The following is an 18,218-nucleotide window of genomic DNA, read 5'->3' as shown; positions in this document are numbered from 1 at the left end:
CCGCCACCGAGGACCCTTCACTCTTGAGCGACGACACCCCGTTGGGGCTGCTGTTCGGCCTACTGGTCATCCTGATCATCCTGTCTGCCTTCTTCTCGAGTTCCGAGACCGGCATGATGTCGATCAACCGCTACCGTCTCAGTCACCGTGCCAAGGGCGGTGAGCGCGGCGCCAAGCGTGTTACCCGCCTGCTTTCCCGTCCGGACCGCCTGATCGGCGTCATCCTGATCGGCAACAACTTCGTCAACAACCTGGCCGCCTCGCTGGCGACCATCATCGCGATCCATTACTTCGGTGATGTCTCGGGCCCGGCCGTCTCGACCGCCGTGCTGACCATCGTGGTGCTGATCTTTGCCGAAGTGACGCCCAAGACCATGGCCGCCGTGAACCCGGAGCGCATCGCCTATCCGGCCTCGCTGGTGCTGGAACCGTTGCTCAAGCTGCTCTACCCGCTGGTCTGGCTGGTCAATGGCATCTCCAATGGCCTGCTGCGCCTGTTCGGCGTGCGCGATGTCAGCGGCGGCGCCGACAGCCTGACCCGTGACGAGCTGCGCACCGTGGTCCACGAAGCCGGCAGCATGATCCCGCGTCGCCACCAGGGCATGCTGCTGTCGATTCTCGATCTCGAGAACGTCACCGTCGATGACATCATGGTGCCGCGTCAGGAGATCTTCGGCATCGACCTGGACGATGACCTCGACATCATCCTCAGCCATATCCGCGCCAGTCAGCACACGCGGGTGCCGGTCTACAAGGGTGACATCAACAACATCATCGGCATCCTGCACCTGCGCAACGCGGCGCGCTTCCTGTCGCTGGACGAGGTCACCAAGGCCTCCATCATCCAGGAAGCCCGCGAGCCCTACTTCATCCCGGAATCCACGCCGCTGCATACCCAGCTGCTCAACTTCCAGAAGCAGAAGCGCCGCATCGGCATCGTGGTCGACGAGTATGGCGATGTGCAGGGGCTGGCGACGCTGGAGGACATCCTCGAGGAGATCGTCGGCGAGTTCACCACCGATGTCGCCGGTACGCATCAGGAGATCCACCCGCAGGACAACGGCAGCTACGTGATCGAAGGCACCGCCAACATCCGCGAGATCAACAAGGCCATCGGCTGGCAGCTGCCGACTGACGGCCCCAAGACGCTCAACGGCCTGATTCTGGAACATCTGGAATCCTTCCCGGATGCCCCGGCCAGTCTCGCCATCGGCACCACGCGCATCGAGATCCAGCAGGTGAAGGACAACCAGATCACCTCGGCACGCTGCTGGCAGGCGGCTCGCACCACGCGCAGCTGACGCCCACCCGCATTGCCACGCAGCACGGCACTCTCGACGACAGGCCCGCCAATTGGCGGGCCTGTCGCGTCTGGGGCACGGCAACTCGCCCAGGTGCTCATTTGCAGGTACTCATTTGCAGGTGCTCAGACACAGCTGCTCAGGTGCAAGAACCAGCTGCAATACGGTGTTGCAGATCACGACACGCAAGCGGCCCGAACCCACGCTATGCTGTGCGCGTTCGCGCTGCCCGCCAGCGCCAGACGTCACGGACCTGCGCCAGAGCAGGCTGACTCACCGCTCCCGCTGCAATGCCCCACAACCTTCGAATGGCCCTCATGACTTCAGCTTCCGCCCCAACGGCGTCCCCCGCTCTGCATCGACAACCTCGCTTCACCGTGCTGCTGGCCCTGATGGTGGCGCTCGCCCCGCTATCGATGGATGCCTTCCTGCCCGCCATCCCCGCCATGGCCGCGGAATTCGGTGTCGATCACTCCCGCCTCGGCCTGACCATCACCTTCTTCCTGGCCGGCTACGCCTTCGGTCAGCTGAGTGGTGGCCCGCTGTCGGACAGCCTGGGCCGTCGCCCGATCGCGCTGGGCGGCATCGTGCTGTTCTTGATCGCGAGTCTCGGCTGCGCCATGACACATAGTCTGGAATGGCTGATGGTCTTCCGCGTCCTGCAGGGGATCGCGACCGGCATGACCGGCGGCGTCTCTCGCACCGTGGTGCGCGATGTCGCGACCGGCAAGGACGCCGCGCGCCTGATGACCAACGTCATGATGGTGCTGATGGCAGCACCGCTGGTCGCCCCCAGCCTCGGCGCCCTCATCCTGGCGCTGAGCACCTGGCAGATGGTCTTCATCGGCCTGGCCGTCTATGGCGTGATCGCCGGAGTCGCCATTCGCCAGTGGCTGCCGGAGACCCTGCCTGCCAGCGAGCGTTCACCGCTCAGCCTGCGCGGTGCATTGGCCAGCTATCGCACGGTACTGACCACGCGCGGCGTCCCCGGGCACCTGATGCTGCTGCTGTGCGGACCCGGCATCATGTTCACCTTCCTGACCAACGCGAGCTATCTCTATCAGGGCGTGCTGGGGCTGAACTCCGGTGAGTTCGCGCTGGCCTTCGGCGCCAATGTCGGCGCGATGCTGATCGGTAACCGCCTCAACCACTTCGGCCTCAAGCATCTGCGCACGCGCAAGCTGGTTCAGGTGGCGCTGTGCATGCAGGGGATCGGCATCACCTGGCTGATCTCGCTGGTCATCACCGACAACGTCCAGGTCGCCACCCTGATTCCGGGCATCCTGTTCGTGCTGGGCGCCGGCGGCATGATCACGCCCAACGTGATGGCCGACTACCAGTCGCTGTTCGCACGTGGCCATGGTGCCGCCAATGCCATCTCCGGCACGGTGCTGTATCTCGGCGGCGGCCTCTATGGCGCCCTGGCCAGCCTGTGGCTGAGCGGCGATGACATGCTGTCGGTGCCGCTGGTCATGCTGGGCGCCTGGGCCATCGGCGGCTTCGGCTTCTGGGTCACGCGCCACACCGCTCCCTCCGAGCAGTCCAGCGACTGACGCGACGCCGCGCTCACCACCAGTGGCCATCCGCTGGTCGCCAGAACGTGAAATGCCGCCCCTGCCTGACGATCGTGTCGGCATGGGCGGCATTTTCATGCAGCACTGAAAAACAGGAGCGGCTAGCGGGAGCGCGCCAGGCGTGTCGCCTTGCGATGCAAATCACGCACGGCCTCTTCGAGCTCCACCGCCTTGGTGCCGACAGGGCCGAAGGTACGCCCGACACACAGCTCTACCCGCCCGCGCAGGCGCCGCGGAAACTTGGCGAAGGCAGGCCCGCCGCCGTGGGAGAACCAGGAGCCCCACAGTCCACCCAGCGCCATCGGAATCACCGGCACCGGGTCACGCGCCAGAATCAGCTCCAGCCCGCGCCGGAAGCGACCGACCTCACCGTCGCGCGTCAGCTTGCCCTCGGGGAAGATCATCACCACCTCTCCCTCGCGTAGCGCCTTGCCGACTTCCTCCAGCGAGCGGCGCACCCCTGCCGGGTCCTTGCGTGAGGAATCCACCGGTATCGCCCCGGCGATGCGGAAGAACCACTTCAGCCACGGCGAATGATAGATCTCGGCATCCATCAGGAAACGCAGCGGGCGCGGACTGGCCCCGCCCAGAATCAGCGCATCCATGAAGCTGACGTGATTGCACACCACCAGCGCCGCCCCTTCCGCCGGTATCCGCCAGCGCCCCTTGAGGTGCAGGCGATACATCAGATGGATGAGGATGAAGATATTGAGGCGCAGGAAGGGCCGCGGGTCACGCAGCATGCAGACCACCGCGATCAGCCCGCTGATCAGGGACAGCAGCAGCAGGAAGTCCGGGATATCGCGCCCCATCACGCCCAGCACCAGAATGCCAGCACCGGCCGACAGCACCATCAGCAGGGCATTGAGCACGTTGTTGGCGGCGATCATGCGCGCGCGGTGATCTTCAGGACTGCGGATCTGCAGCAGGGTGTAAAGCGGCACGATATAGAGGCCGCCGCCGAAGCCGATGACGCCGAGATCCAGCCACATGCGCCAGAAACCGGCGATGCCCAGCAGCTCGATCAAGGGCGTGGCCATCTGCGCCTCGGCCAGTGCCGGGCGCAGGGCAAGATCCAGCCCGCCAGCGAAGATGATCAGCGCGCCGAAGGGCACCAGTCCCGTCTCGAGACGCCCGCGCGAGACACGCTCACAGGCCAGCGACCCCAGCCCGATGCCGATGGCAAAGGCCGCCAGCAAGGCAGAGGTCGCCCCTTCGGCCCCATGCACGATATCGCGCGCATAGGCCGGCAATTGCGTCAGATAGCTGGCGCCGAGGAACCAGAAGGCACTGATGCCCAGCAGCGCCCAGCGTAGCCGGCGATTGCTCAGCCCTTCACGCATCACCGCGATGCTGCCGGAGAGAGGCCGCCACGGCACGGGGCCGGGCGAAGCGGAGGGTGCCGGCGGAATCTTGCCGGCCGCCATCACGCCCAGCAGGGACAGCGAGACCAGCGACGCGGAGAGCGCCCAGCGTGCCAGCTCGCCGCCCAGTGCCATCAAGGCCGCAGCGGCAAGGGTACCGATCAGGATGGCGAGGAAGGTGCCCAGCTCGACCCAGGCATTGCCGCTGACCAGCTCATCCGGCTTGAGGTGCTGGGGCAGGATGGCGTACTTGACCGGGCCGAAGAGTGCCGACTGGGTGCCCATCATGAACAGCAGCGCCAGCAGCAACTCCCAGGCCTCGAAGATCAAGGCGCCGGCCGCCACGCTCATGGTGGCCAGCTCCAGCCACTTGAGTCGCACGATCAGGCGCTGCTTGTCGAGGCGATCAGCCAACAGGCCGCCCCAGGCGGAGAACAGCAGAAAAGGCAGGATGAACAGACCGGCCGCCAGATTGTTGACGATGCCGGTGTCCCAGCCCCGCTGCTCGATGACCACGAAGGTCATCAGCAGCAGCAAGGCGTTCTTGAACAGATTGTCATTGAAGGCCCCGAGGGCCTGGGTCCAGAAGAAGGGCGCAAAACGGGGGCGCCGAAGCAGTTCTCGACTCATTTGCCAGCTTCCGTGGCATCCCCCGCACACGCAGCCTCGCTGCGTACCTTGAGCCCCGCCAACATGGTGTCCAGCAACTGATCGAGCAGCTCCGTCACTTCCAGTGGCTGCCCCTGCCAGAGTCCCAGACGCTCGTTCATGCCCAGCTGCACCAGACCGTGCACGCTACCCCACAGCGTGCGCGCCATGCGCTTGGCCTCGACGGACTCGACGCGTGGGGCGTACTCGACCAAGGCCCCCTCCACACGTTCGAACAGCCCTTCGATCATCGCGTTCTGACGCTGGTCCAGCTCCCCTTCCTGCGCGAGCGGGAAGTCGAACAGCAGCTGCCAGCGGTAAGGGTCGCGCTGGGCGAAGCCCCAGTAGGCGCGCGCCAGGGCCTTGAGGCGCTCCGAAGGACTCGGCGTCTCCTGTCCGGCTATCGCATCGCGCAGCCTGTCCAGCGTCGCCAGATTGACGTGCTGGAGCAGGTTGCCGAAGCTGCCATAAAGCTTGAGCAGGGTGCTGGGCGCACAACCGACTTCGCGAGCCAGGTTGCGCAGAGACAGGGCGTGAACGGGCTGCTCTTTGAGCCATTCATCGCAGGTCTCCATTACCCGCGCATGCAGCGCTTCCGGTGCATGCTGACGTGGACGGGCCATCGAATTCCTCTGATGCTTGAGATGCGTTACCGCGTAGCGAATCTGACGCGGTGTGTGTTCGGACAGCACGGGTGGGCAAAGGGTTGCGACGCCCTGCGGGCATCTCTTGGAGCACCCCGTATCGGTCATTGAATCGAACAGTGTTTCCGTCCAGCATATCGAGACTGAGCACAAACGCAAGCACCACCAAGGTGTGGCATGCTGGCATCCGTGGCGTGCAGCGCGATCCACACCCCATCTCAGGCAGCAGCTGCCGCTGCATGTTCCCTTCGCCTCATCGCCTCAAAGGATTCTCGTGGCCGGTCGTCTGTACATCCCCCCCTACCCCGCTGACCTGCCCCCCGACGAACTGTTCGGGTCGCTGGCGACTCCCGCGCTCGAACGCCAGTTGCGCAGCGAACTGCTGGTCAGCGCCAATCGCGCCCCGCGCATGCCCGCCTCGATGCTGCGCATGGAAGGCCCCCGCCTGCGCCTGGTGCCGGCACTCTGGGGCCTGACTCCCAGCTGGCTGGAGATCATGGACCACGCCCCGCACGTGGCACGTGCAGAGTCGCTGGAAACGCGACGCATGTTCCGCGAGTCGTTCATCAGCCAGCGGGCACTGATCCCCGTCGGCGGTGTCTATGTGTGGAAGGAACAACCGCGCATGAAGCAGCCGTTTCTGGTCACGCACCCGACCCGTGCCCCGCTGTTGCTGGCCGCCCTGTGGACGCGCCACTTCAGCGCTCCCCTGATGGAGGGGCTGCCCCCCGAGGGTCGCGACAGCTTCGCGTTGATCAGTGTCGAGTGTGCCGGGGTCACGTCACGCCTGACCGATCGCATGCCCGCCGTGATCGCGCCGCATCAGGTACGCGACTGGCTGAATGCCGAGACGCCGCTGGAGACGGTACGCAATATGCTGACCCCGAATGCCAGCCTGGCCGCCTTCCCGGTCGCACGTCTCGTCAACGACCCCGAGCATCAGGAGTGGAGCGTCGCGCACCCCACCGGCCCGATGCTGACCTGAATCCGCCTGCGCCGACGGCACGTATCGAGGATGGCGGCACTGCATCGCTCTACCGCCTCGCGCGCATGTTCGCCCAATGAGAACCATCACCGAGTCAGCGCCACCAGCCCGAGCAGCGGTGGCGTGAATCAGGAGAGAAGATGTCACTGCCTTCAGGATTTCGCCCTCTTGCACTGAGCACGGCCATTGCCGCCATCGTCATGAGTGGCCTGGCGCCGGCCATCAGCCATGCCGATACCCGCCCGGCTTCCGCGCCCGCGTCGTCCCTCGCGCCGGCCGCCAACTCCGCCTCAAGCACGGCGCCCGCCAGAGCCGAGCAGGCCAGTCCCGTCATCAAGAGCGAGAACGACCAGCGACTCTATCGCAGCCTGACCCTCGACAACGGCCTCAGGGTCCTGCTGGTCAGTGATGCCAAGGCCGACAAGGCCGCCGCCGCCGTCGATGTCGAAGTCGGCAGCGCCCAGGACCCCGACGATGTCCCGGGGCTGGCACACTTCCTGGAGCACATGCTGTTCCTCGGCACCGATCGTTATCCGAAGCCGGATGCCTACCAGGACTTCATCACCAAGCATGGCGGCCAGCACAACGCCTTCACCGCCAGCCAGGACACCAACTACTTCTTCGACATCGACCCGGATGCCTTCGATGAGGCACTGCCGCGCTTTGCACGCTTCTTCGTCGCCCCGCAGTTCAATGCCGACTACGTGGATCGCGAGCGCCATGCGGTCAATTCCGAGTATCAGGCACGCCTGCAGGACGATGGCCGGCGCATCTACGAGGCTGTCGAGGCGGCCCTCAACCCGCAACACCCCTTCAACCGCTTCAGTGTCGGCAGCCTCGAGACCCTCAAGGACACCGAGGCCGACAGCCTGCGCCAGCGACTGGTCGACTTCTATCAGGCTCACTACGGCGCCAACGTGATGCGCCTGTCCCTGGTCGGGCCACAGTCGCTGGAAACGCTCGAACAGCTGGCCCGTGACAACTTCAGTGATGTCCCCGACCGCGGGCTGTCGCGCCCCGAGATCACCGCGCCCCTGGCCAGCGGTGACGAGCTGCCGGCACGCCTCGAGGTCAAGGCGCTCAAGCAGGAGCGCAAGCTGTCGTTCATGTTCCCCATCGACGACCCGATTGCCCACTACCGCTCACAGCCGGTCAGCTACCTGGCCAACCTGATCGGTCATGAGGGCGAAGGCAGTCTGCTGGCGGTGCTAAAGGACAAGGGCTGGGCAGATGGCCTCTCGGCCGGCGGTGGCCTCAGTGATGGCGAGCATGCCCTGCTCAGCGTCGACATCAGCCTGACCCCGGAGGGCGCGCAGCATCAGGCGGAGATCCGTGCCGCGCTGTTCGACTATCTGGCCCTGATCCGCGCTGAGGGCATCAACGACTGGCGCTATACCGAACAGGCACAGCTGGGCGAGCAGAGCTTCCGCTTCCAGCAGCGCAGCTCGCCGGTCAATCTGGCCAGCAATCTGGCGATGATGATGACGCGCTACCCGATCGAGGACGTGCTGGCGGCGCCCTACCTGATGCAGGACTTCGACCCGGACCTGATCGAGGACACCCTCGCTCGCCTGACACCCGACAACCTGCTGGAGGTCTACTCCGGCCCGCAGGTGGGGGGGGATCAACAGGGCGAGTGGTTCAAGGCGCCCTATACCCTGACGCGCCTGACGGCGGATGCCGCTGCTCAGACCGCCGGCGACGACACCCTGGCCAGCCAGCTGGCGTTGCCCAGACCCAACCCCTATCTGGCCAAGGACTTCCGCGTACTCGACCTGGCCGACGCCAAGCCGAGCCAGTTGATCGATGAGCCCGGTGCCGAGCTCTGGTATCAGGGCGATGCAAGCTTCGGCGTGCCGAAGGCCGAATGGCGCTTCGGTCTGCTCAATCCCGACGTCAGTCGCTCGGTGGATGACCAGGCCATGAGTCAGGTGCTGGCGGCGTGGCTGAATGACAGCCTCAACGCGCGTCTGTATCCGGCACGTCTGGCCGGACAGGATGCGCTGGTCTATGCCCATGGACGTGGCATCACCCTGCAGTTCAGTGGCTGGCGCGATGGTCAGCAGCCGGAAATGCGTGAAGTGCTCGACCAGCTGGTGAATGGCGAGATGGCCCCCGCCACCCTGGAACGCATCACTCAACGCCTGCGCCGCAGCCTGCAGAACCGCGTCCAGGCACCGCTCTACACGCGCCTGGGCCGCAGCCTCAGCGAAACGCTGGTCGGCCTGCCGAGCACCGCCGAGCAACAACTGGCGGCCCTGGACAAGATCGACGCCCAGTCACTGGACAGCTTCCGCAAGCGCTTCCTTGCCAAGCTGCACGTGCAGGCGATGGTGACCGGCAATCTGACCGCCGACCAGGCCCGCGAGACCGGCCAGCTGGTGATCAACGGGCTTGCGCCGCGCATCACGCGCGAGGCGGTGCCAGACCTGGAAGTGCGTCAGGTCACCCAGCACACGGTACTGCGCCCGGACAGCACACGCGGCGATGCCGGTGTCCTGCGCTACCTGCAGGGCAAGGACCGTACGCTGCAGTCCCAGGCCCGCATCGCGGTGCTGGGTCAGCTGCTCGAAGCGCCCTTCTACAGCCAGCTGCGCACCGAGGAGCAACTCGGCTATATCGTCTCCGCACGCTATTCGCCCATGCTCGATGCGCCGGGGCTGAGCCTGCTGGTGCAGTCGCCGTCCAAGGACAGCAAGACGCTGTTTTCGCGCATGGATGCCTTCCTCACCCGCTTCGACAACCGCGTACAGTCATTGGATGAGGCGGCGCTTGCCAGCTACCGCGACGCCGTCGTCGACAGCCTGACCCAGAAGCCCCGCAAGCTGTCCGAGCTGGCAGCGCGCAACTGGAGCGAGCTGAGCTTCGGCTGGACAGGCTTTGACCGCCGCCAGCAACTGGTCGCGGCCGTCGAGCAGGTCAGCGCGCAGGATATCCGCGCCATCTGGCAGCAGCTGAATGACTCCAGCGCGCTGGAACTGGCCTTCGACCCCGGCACGCCCAGCGACTTCGACCAGCGCCTTACCGAACTGGACCTGCCGCCGCTGCCCGAGGCGCCGCGCGCCGAGACAGGCGCGACCCTGGCGGCACCCTCTGCCGAAGCCAGCGGCAATGCCCAGCATTGAGTCTCGCCGGCCCGCCAGCGGCTTGGCGGGCAAACAAGACGCCGGCCCTCACCGGACGGGCGCCTGAAACGACAAGACCCCGACGCGGTGCAGTTCAATAACCGCGTCGGGGTCTTGTTCATTCATGCCTTGCCGGCAAGCACAGCGGGCCGGCTAGCCCGTCATCAGCCGAAGGCCTGCGGCGGCATGATGCCTTCCACGTACATCGCCAGTTCTTCGAGAATCTGCACGCGGTCCGGGTCCTGTTCGCTCTGGGCCAGCCGCTGGATCTCGCTGACGAAGCCCTTCACGGTCAGGCTCGCGACCTGCTCATCGTTCATGCGCTCCCAGCGCCACTGCTCCCAGCGTTCGCGCTCGGCGGAATTGAGCGTGTAGCCGTAGCTGCGCGCACGATAGCGGAACAGCATCTCCTCGAGTCGGCCATCCTGGAAGGCGAACGGCGTATCGTCGAGCGCCTCGGGATGGGTGGCCCGTACCCGCTCCATCTCCTTGCGGTCCGCAGGCGAGAAGAAGCCACCGGAATAGAGCATCAAGTCCGGATCAGCCGGGCCGGCCGGCGGTGCCTCGGCGAATACCTGCGCCACCTTCACGCCGACACCGGCGTTGTCCTTCAGCCACTTCCAGTGCACGCGACACTGGGCGGGGTCGATCTTGAAGCGCGCGGCGATCTCGCCGTACTCGCCCTCATGCGGCCCGGACACATCCTTGAGCGCATTGGCCGGCAGCAGCACCGGACTCTTGTTGAGATGGATGACCTTGAGCGGAATCCGCTCCTCGCCTTCCGCGAGGTCATCGGCACTGGCGAAGACACGGGCACGTATCTCCTCCGGTGACAGCTCCATCAACGGCGCCGGATCTACCGAGAGGTCATAGACGATCACGCCATTGGCATTCGAAGGATGCTCCGCCAGCGGCACCACCAGCGCGCCACAGGCCCGCGAGGCCGGATAGCGACGCGAGATGTGCAGCATCGGCTTGCGTGCGCCGATATCCAGCAGGCTGGCGACATGGCGCTTGTTGCGCAGCTTGAGCAGGTAATCGAACAGCCGCGCATTGCGCGACTTGAGCAGACGTGCCAGCGCAATGGTGGCGCGCACATCCACCAGCGCGTCATGCGCGCCGGCGTGCTCGATGCCATTGGCCGCCGTCAGGTGCTCCAGACGGAAGCTGGGCGCACCATCTTCTCGCTTGGGCCATTCGATGCCTTCCGGGCGCAGGGCATGGAAGGCGCGCACGACATCGATCAGGTCCCAGCGTGAATTGCCGTTCTGCCACTCACGCCCGTAGGGGTCGAGGAAGTTGCGGTAGAACAGATGACGGCTGACTTCATCATCGAAGCGCAGGCTGTTGTAGCCCAGCGTGCAGGTCCCCGGCACGCTCATCTCGTCATTGATGCGCCCGGCAAACTCGGCCTCGGGAATGCCGCGACGCTCGGCCTGCTGCGGGGTGATGCCGGTGATCAGACACGCCATCGGCTGGGGCAGGAAGTCATCGGCCGGCTTGCAATAGAGGGTCAGCGGCTCGCCGATCTCATTGAAGTCAGCATCGGTACGGATGGCCGCGAACTGCGAAGGACGATCACGGCGCGGGTCGGCGCCGAAGGTCTCGTAGTCGTGCCACAGGAAGGTGGGCTCTGCCACAGGATGTCTCCACGCGGGCGGTCGAAAAATGAACGTGCCAGAGCACCGTCTCCAGCAAGGCTGGCACGGTGCTCTGGCAGGCAATGGGCATGGGCTGGTTCGGGACGTCGCAGGCGCTGCCCGCTCGGCAACGCCTCAGGTGGCAAGCACCCGACGCCCCGCGAACTCAGGTCTCGCCGGGGCGCGGCAGAGTGACGTTGAGTTCCAGCACCGAGCAGTCGTCTTCGCGGTCCAGCGAGATGTTGATGGCATCCTGGTCGACCTGCACATACTTGCGAATCACCTCGAGCAGCTCACGCTCCAGCATCGGCATGTAATCCGGCTGGTCACGCTGGCTACGCTGGTGCGCGACGATGATCTGCAGCCGCTCCTTGGCGACATTGGCGGTCTTCTTGCGCTCTCGCTTCAGAAAATCCAGTAATTTCACTTGCGCCCCCCTCCAAACATTCTGGCCAGCAGACCGCGCTTCTCGACTTCATGGAAACGAAGCTGCACTTCCTCGCCCAACAGGCGGGACACGCAATCCACGTACGCCTGGCCGGCATCGCTCTTCTGGTCATGCGTGACCGGCACACCCTGGTTGGACGCGCGCAGCACGGCGTCGGATTCCGGAATCAGGCCGATCAGCGGGATCGACAGGATTTCCTGGATATCGGTCAGGTTGAGCATGTCACCGCCGGTGACGCGCGCCGGATGGTAACGGGTGATCAGCAGGTGTTCACGCACCGGGGTGTCGCCGTTCTCGGCGCGACGCGTCTTGGAAGACAGCAGGCCGATGATGCGGTCGGAGTCACGTACCGAGCTGACTTCCGGGTTGGTCACCACCACGGCCTCGTCAGCGAAGTACATCGCCAGCTGGGCACCGCGCTCGATACCGGCCGGCGAGTCACAGATGACGTAATCGAACTCCTCGCGCAGCGCGTCGAGCACCTTCTCGACGCCTTCCAGCGTCAGCGCGTCCTTGTCACGGGTCTGGGAGGCCGGAAGGATGTGCAGGTTGTCGATGCGCTTGTCGCGGATCAGGGCCTGCTTGAGATTGGCTTCGCCCTGGATGACGTTGACCAGGTCATAGACCACACGGCGCTCGCAGCCCATGATCAGGTCCAGGTTACGCAGGCCCACATCGAAATCGATCACTACGGTCTTGTTGCCGCGCAAAGCCAGTCCGGTGGCAATGGCGGCGGCGCTGGTCGTCTTGCCGACTCCGCCCTTGCCTGACGTCACTACGATAATCTTGGCCAAAGGTATCTTCCTTGCTGAGAGTCCCTCGCCGAGCGAGGATCACCTGTAAATATTGGATATCGTTCAGAACACAGTGCTGGGGTCAGCCGAGTCGTGCGATACAGAGTTGGTCGTGTTCAAGCACGACTTCGACATTGGCACCCAGCAGGCGATTGTCGATGTCATCGAGTCGCTTGTAGGTTCCGGCCACCGAGAGCAGCTCGGCGTGCAGTTCTTTGCAGTAGATGCTGGCGTTGCGATCGCCATGGATACCCGCCAGCGCGCGGCCACGCAGAGCGCCATAGATGTGCACACTGCCGGCGGCCAGGATCTCGGCGCCGGCATTCACCGCGCCGATGATGACCAGATCGCCCTCCGGTGCGCTGACCTGCTGGCCCGAGCGCACCGTGCCGCGATACACCTTGCTGGCGTGGGCTGGCCCCGCTTTCTCAGCCGCGCTGTCCGCGACTGTCTCGGCAGGTTCGGCGACCGGTTCAGCGGCCACCGGCGGCACGGACTCGAGGGAGCGCCCGCGATTCTCCTGCGGCGGGAACCACCCCAGCCCCAACGCCCAGGCGGACTGACGCACCGGGTCTCCACCGCCACGCACCGCGACCGGCAGCAGCTTGTGCCCTCGGCAGACGGCACAGATGCGCTCCAGCGCCAGATGCGGCTCGTCGAGCTTCTCGACGCTCAGCACCACCGGCGTATGTTGAAAGAAGGCCGGCGACTGGCTGAGCTTGCTGGCCAGCTGAGCACGGATCTGCTCCGGATCACCGCTGACCAGCTCCATGACCGTCATCGGCAGCATGCCGCCCTTGAAGGTGAAGGCCTGAGGGGCCCTGTCCGTACTGAGACTCATGACCTGACTCCGGTTGCGTAAGGAGTGTCGAAGCCCTCCGACACTCTTGATGATGCACGTGCTGTTCACGGCATCCTCAAGGCGACCCTCGATTGGAAAGGCCACCTGAATAACATAGCTCGCCGTCGCACACGGCACAGCGACTGCTTGATAGGCGCCGAGCATGAATGACAGACACTGAATGGCATAGCGGTAACGTACAAAACTATGTGAGCGAACACAGTGCTGCAACTGATGATACGGCCAGCAGCAGGCACTGTCAGGTGTCGCGAGCCTACGACGTGGCTCCCTTGCCGACCTGTCACCCGCCGCCGGTCGCCCTGCACGCCGCCGCGCGCGTGCAATAAGGCACATCGATCGACATGCGATACCACACAACGGGGGGCTGTGACTGGTAAGATAGCGGGGTGACGAAATTCATGCGCCGTCACTCCGCCCACTCCGTCGTGCCCACCCGATTGCACCCGCCGAGTGTGCGGCCAATTGTTGCGCCCCTCTATTTTTTGCCTGGATAACCGCTCTCTCATGACCGGACTGCTCTCCCGCCTCACTGGCCGCCTGTTCACTCCTCGCTGGCAACACGCCAACCCTGCCATTCGCTCCGCTGCCACTGACCAGCTTGATCCGGAGATTCCAGACCAGCGCAAGATCCTGGAGACCCTGATTCTCGAAGATGACGCCCTGGAAGTGCGCCATGCCGCCCTGACGCGCATGCAATCTCCCGAGCGTCTGCTGCCGCTGCTCGACCGCGCCGATGGCCTGGTACGCGAGCGCCTGATCGAACTGTTGAGCGGCGGCCAGGATGCGCCCTCACTGTTGAGCCGTGAACAGCTGGTCGAGCGCCTGGACGATAGCGAACTGCTGTCCGCCGTGGCGTCCCGCGGCGACAACCAGCAACTGCGTCTGACCGCACTGAGCCGTCTGGAAGATGAAGAGGCGCTGATCCATCAGGCCTGCCACAACACCATCGCCGCCGTGCGCCATGCCGCTGCCGCCCGCATCACCAGCCAGGCCGGCCTCGAGCGTCTGGTGCGCGATGCCAAGCGAGACCGTCACGTGCAGCGTCAGGCGCGCGACACCCTCGCCCAGCGCCGTGCCGATGCCCAGCAGGCCGACGCGCTGGCCGCCAGCCGCGACAACCTGCTGCGCCAGATGGAGAAGCTGCCGCGTCAGGCGTGGGAAGACAGCGTGCCCTCGCGTTACCGCTCGCTGCTGCGCGAGTGGGAGCGTCTGCCGGCCGCGGACTACGAGATTCAACAGCGCTTCGAAGAGGCACGCCAGCAGGCGCACAAGGTCATCAGCGACCATGAGGCCCGCGAGGAAGCCATTCGCGCCCATGAGCGTCTGAGCGCCAACCTCAATACGCACCTGGAAGAGATCCTCAGCGCCGTGGATCAGGCGCGGGAAGACCTCTACAGCCGCGACTGCGTCAATGACCACGACTTCGCCAGCCTGCAGGCCCAGCGCCGTCTGCAGGGAGAGCGCTGGAGCGAGTTGACCGACCAGTTCTCGGCCCCGGCCGAACTGCTCGAACGTCAGCAGCGCCTGCAACAGCAGCTGCAGGACGCCCTCGATGCCTGGCATCGCCATCAGCTGTGCCAGGGCGAGCTGGATGCCGCGCTGGTCGACAATGACATCGACCAGTTGCGTCGTCTGGAAAGCGAAGTGGCCTGGCCTGCGGGTCTGCCGCAGACCGCCAGCCTGAGTGCGGTGCGTCAGGCGATCAGCGCGGCGCAGCCGGAAGAGCCGGCAGAGGCAGCGCAGGAGCAGGACGCGCTCGATGGCAGCCCTGCACAAGACGCCGAGTCAGCTGACGCCCCCCGCGCGGCCGACGGCAAGGCGAGCCTGGATCTGGACGCACTGGATGCCGAACTGGCACACCTGGAAGCGGATCTCGATGCCGGCAAGCTCAAGCCGGCCAGCCGTCTGCATCGCTCACTGCGCGATCGCACCGAAGGCCAGCTCGACAATGCCCGCCAGACACGCCTGCGCCAGCTGGGCGCGCGTGTCGCGGAACTCCGTGACTGGCAGAACTTCGTCGCGGCGCCCAAGCGCGAGCAGCTGCTCGAGGCCATCACCACCCTGAGCGAGCGCGATGACATCAGCGATGAGCAGCGCGACCGCCAGCACCAGCAGCTGATTCAGCAATGGCGCGAGCTGGGTGATGCGGCCGCCAGCCGCGATGCCAGCCAGGCCTTCCGCACTGCCTCTGACGCCATCAAGTTGCGCCTGCGGGATTACCGCGAATCGCGCAAGCAGCTGCGTGAACACAATCTGGCCATGCGCGAAGCGCTCTGCGAGCAGCTCGAATCGCTCAACGGCCACGCCATGGACGATGCCGACCCCGACTCCCTGCGCCAGATCCGTGATCGCGCCCGTGAGGAATGGCGTCGCCACACGCCGGTGCCCGCAGGTCCCGGTCGCCAGCTGTCGCACCGCTTCGGTGAGGCACTGACGGCACTGCAGGGGCTGATCGACAGCCGCGCGGGCCAGATCGCCGCCGCCAAGCAGGCACTGGTCGACGCCGTCGAGGCGCTGGCCAATGAGGACTCACCGGCACGTGCCCGCGCCGAACAGGCCAAGGCACTGCAGAGTCGCTGGCGCGAGATGGGCCGCGCGCCCAAGGGCGAAGAGCAACGCCTGTGGGCCGCCTTCCGCGCGGCGTGCGATCGCATCTTCGCTGCACGTGATCAGGACCGCGAAGACCGCGACAGCCGCGAGCAGGCACGTCTGGATCAGTGGCAGGCGCTGATCGAACGCCTCGACAGCTGGGAGCCGGAGACACTGGAAGACGCCGCCCTGCTTGATGATGCCCTGAAGGAAGCCGACACCCTCGGCCCGCTGCCGCGCGGCAAGCGGGGCGACGGCATGCGTCGTCGCTGGACCGGCATTCTCAAGCGTCGCGAGCAGCGTCTGGATGAACTGCACGCCCTGCAGCTGCGCGAGGAATGGCAGCAATGGCGTGACCTGCTCGAACAGCACGCCGTGGCGGATGCCAGCGCGCGCAACGGCGACGTGCAGGATGTCGAGCTGCCGAACACCTCGGCCTTCGACGACAACAGCCGTCAGGCCAATGCGGCGCGCAACCAGATGCGCCAGGCCCTGCCGAGCAACTGCAGCGCCGCCAATGAGCGCCTGGCCGAGCTGCGTGTCCACCTGGCCATTCTGTTCGAGGCCCCGCTGGGCAGCGAAGATGAATCACGCCGCCTGACCGTGCAGGTCGCGCGCATCAACCAGCAGCTGGGCGAGCGCATGGAGCGTGAAGAAGAGCTGGATGAGGTGCTGGATGCGCTGCTCGCCAATGGTCCGCTGGACTGGGACGCCTGGCAGACCGAACTGCCGCGCTTCGATGCGCTGTTCAATCACTGAGCCAGTGCTCTTGAGCTGGTGACGACGCGCTCGCAAGATTGAAGTCATGGCAACGAAAAGCCCCCGTCTCGATAGAGACGGGGGCTTTTTCATTCTCTTGCCAGAGGGGGCCGGGTGCCAACCCTGCTCTGGCTCACTCTAGCGCAGAGCATCAGCCCATGAACTGGCCGCCATTGATATCCAGGTTGGCACCGGTGATGAAGCCGGAGTTCTCGTCGGCCAGGAAGGCGACCGCACGTGCGATCTCGTCCGGCTGACCATAACGCTTGACCGGGATGGTCTCGCGGATCGATTCACGGATCTCTTCGGGGATCTTCATGATCATGTCGGTGGCGATGTAGCCCGGTGAGAGGGTGTTGACGGTAATGCCCTTGGTCGCGGTTTCCTGCGCCAGCGCCATGGTCAGACCATGCATGCCCGCCTTGGCGGCCGAGTAGTTGACCTGCCCGAACTGGCCCTTGCGGCCATTGATGGAGGAGATGTTCACGATGCGGCCGTACTTGTGCTCCAGCATGTCATTGATGACGGCACGGCAGGTGTTGAAGACGCTGTCGAGGTTGCAGTTGATGACTTCGCGCCACTGCTCATAGCTCATCTTGCGCATGGAGGTATCACGCGTGATGCCGGCGCAGTTGACCAGTACCGCGATCGGGCCGAAGCGCTCGCGGATTTCGTTGACGCCTGCCTGACAGGCTTCGAAGTTGTCCAGCTCGATGCCGGACAGTGCGATGTTCTCGAACCCGGCAGCGCGCTGTTCCGACAGCCACCCCTCTGCCTTTTCCTTGTTCCTGTAACCCGCAATTACCTGATACCCTTGGTTCGCCAGCTCGCGGCAGATAGCGGAACCAATGCCACCGGTACCACCGGTAACCCATGCGACGGGTGCTGTTTGTGTCATCTTATTGTGTCTCCCTAATCCTGGAACGTCCTGTGTCCTTGGCTTGGGCACAGCTTGGCGAATCTGCGGACATCCCCGCCCTGAGAAAACGAGAATGCCTGCAACGACAACAATGACCCGCGTCTCTAACAGCCTGATGACAATCGTGCACTCTGTGACGCCTGCCATCCGCCTGTGCGAGGCGCGTCCTCTTCAGTATGGACAGGATGCAGCGGGAATGTATGTAGCAGATCTCTCACACAAGATGCCGATAATCGCTCAAGAGGCACAGACGGGTTGGTGATGACTCACCGGACACGAGAAGTTTGCGTCAATTACGGGATAACGGTTGACGCAGCACTGTATATCCTTATACTACGCCCCACGTTGATGCGGGGTGGAGCAGTCTGGTAGCTCGTCGGGCTCATAACCCGAAGGTCATCGGTTCAAATCCGGTCCCCGCTACCACTGACAAGTCGTTGCTTATCAGGCAATTGCCGGTCAGACACCAACGTGATGTTGCGGGATGGAGCAGTCTGGTAGCTCGTCGGGCTCATAACCCGAAGGTCATCGGTTCAAATCCGGTTCCCGCTACCAACCTCTGATGC

The 18,218-nt window shown here is 64.9% G+C and carries 12 protein-coding genes and 2 tRNA genes; 7 read left to right on the top strand and 7 right to left on the bottom strand.

The features are described 5' to 3' along the window. The first annotated feature begins 23 nt into the window (after window positions 1-23). Both IZU87_RS12865 and IZU87_RS12860 read left to right on the top strand, forming a co-directional pair. Window positions 24-1,301 (top strand): HlyC/CorC family transporter, encoded by a 1,278-nt coding sequence (locus IZU87_RS12865; RefSeq protein WP_043336457.1) that lies wholly within the window; start codon window positions 24-26, stop codon window positions 1,299-1,301. A gap of 317 nt (window positions 1,302-1,618) precedes the next feature. Then, a complete protein-coding gene (locus IZU87_RS12860; RefSeq protein WP_213114774.1) occupies window positions 1,619-2,854 on the top strand; it encodes a multidrug effflux MFS transporter in 1,236 nt (411 codons plus the stop codon). 122 nt (window positions 2,855-2,976) lie between these two features. Here IZU87_RS12860 and IZU87_RS12855 read toward each other — a convergent pair whose 3' ends face one another. Both IZU87_RS12855 and IZU87_RS12850 read right to left on the bottom strand, forming a co-directional pair. Next, on the bottom strand, window positions 2,977-4,869 hold the full coding sequence (locus IZU87_RS12855; RefSeq protein ID WP_213114773.1) for an MFS transporter: 1,893 nt from the start codon (window positions 4,867-4,869) through the stop codon (window positions 2,977-2,979). Then, entirely contained in the window at window positions 4,866-5,510 is a 645-nt protein-coding gene (locus IZU87_RS12850; RefSeq protein WP_043336466.1) for a TetR/AcrR family transcriptional regulator, read from the bottom strand. The genes IZU87_RS12855 and IZU87_RS12850 overlap by 4 nt, the downstream gene beginning before the upstream one ends. 295 nt (window positions 5,511-5,805) lie before the next feature. On the opposite strand from IZU87_RS12850, the gene IZU87_RS12845 reads away from it, so the two are divergent. Together IZU87_RS12845 and IZU87_RS12840 are read left to right on the top strand one after the other, a co-directional pair. Beyond that, window positions 5,806-6,516 (top strand): SOS response-associated peptidase, encoded by a 711-nt coding sequence (locus IZU87_RS12845; protein ID WP_279878444.1) that lies wholly within the window; start codon window positions 5,806-5,808, stop codon window positions 6,514-6,516. Window positions 6,517-6,656: 140 nt separating this feature from the next. Further along, window positions 6,657-9,641, top strand: a complete 2,985-nt coding sequence (locus IZU87_RS12840; protein ID WP_213114772.1) for an insulinase family protein — start codon at window positions 6,657-6,659, stop codon at window positions 9,639-9,641. Between the two features lie 164 nt (window positions 9,642-9,805). On the opposite strand, the gene sbcB is transcribed toward IZU87_RS12840, so the two are convergent. From sbcB to minC, 4 genes are all read right to left on the bottom strand, one after another. Beyond that, window positions 9,806-11,281, bottom strand: coding sequence for an exodeoxyribonuclease I (gene sbcB / locus IZU87_RS12835; protein ID WP_043336470.1), 1,476 nt, complete (start codon window positions 11,279-11,281; stop codon window positions 9,806-9,808). 166 nt (window positions 11,282-11,447) lie between these two features. After that, entirely contained in the window at window positions 11,448-11,708 is a 261-nt protein-coding gene (minE, locus tag IZU87_RS12830) for a cell division topological specificity factor MinE (RefSeq protein WP_213114771.1), read from the bottom strand. Then, window positions 11,705-12,523 carry a septum site-determining protein MinD gene (minD, locus tag IZU87_RS12825; RefSeq protein WP_054557277.1) on the bottom strand — a complete coding sequence of 273 codons (819 nt, stop codon included), beginning with the start codon at window positions 12,521-12,523 and terminating at the stop codon, window positions 11,705-11,707. Before minD ends, minE begins: the two co-directional genes overlap by 4 nt. Window positions 12,524-12,605: 82 nt before the next feature. Then, window positions 12,606-13,364 carry a septum site-determining protein MinC gene (gene minC, locus IZU87_RS12820; protein WP_213114770.1) on the bottom strand — a complete coding sequence of 253 codons (759 nt, stop codon included), beginning with the start codon at window positions 13,362-13,364 and terminating at the stop codon, window positions 12,606-12,608. Window positions 13,365-13,889: 525 nt separating this feature from the next. Between minC and IZU87_RS12815 the strand changes: the two genes are divergently transcribed. After that, complete coding sequence (locus tag IZU87_RS12815; RefSeq protein WP_213114769.1) at window positions 13,890-16,733, top strand: DUF349 domain-containing protein; 2,844 nt, start codon at window positions 13,890-13,892, stop codon at window positions 16,731-16,733. A gap of 151 nt (window positions 16,734-16,884) precedes the next feature. On the opposite strand, the gene phbB is transcribed toward IZU87_RS12815, so the two are convergent. Continuing rightward, on the bottom strand, window positions 16,885-17,631 hold the full coding sequence (phbB, locus tag IZU87_RS12810) for an acetoacetyl-CoA reductase (protein WP_213114768.1): 747 nt from the start codon (window positions 17,629-17,631) through the stop codon (window positions 16,885-16,887). Between the two features lie 370 nt (window positions 17,632-18,001). On the opposite strand from phbB, the gene IZU87_RS12805 reads away from it, so the two are divergent. Both IZU87_RS12805 and IZU87_RS12800 read left to right on the top strand, forming a co-directional pair. After that, a tRNA-Met gene (locus tag IZU87_RS12805) sits at window positions 18,002-18,078 on the top strand. A gap of 52 nt (window positions 18,079-18,130) precedes the next feature. Continuing rightward, a tRNA-Met gene (locus tag IZU87_RS12800) sits at window positions 18,131-18,207 on the top strand. Window positions 18,208-18,218 lie beyond the last annotated feature (11 nt).

Source organism: Cobetia sp. MC34 (genome assembly GCF_018340035.1).
GTDB lineage: Bacteria > Pseudomonadota > Gammaproteobacteria > Pseudomonadales > Halomonadaceae > Cobetia > Cobetia amphilecti.
Note: the sequence above shows the minus strand (reverse complement) of the source record. Positions and strands in the feature narration are given on the sequence as shown.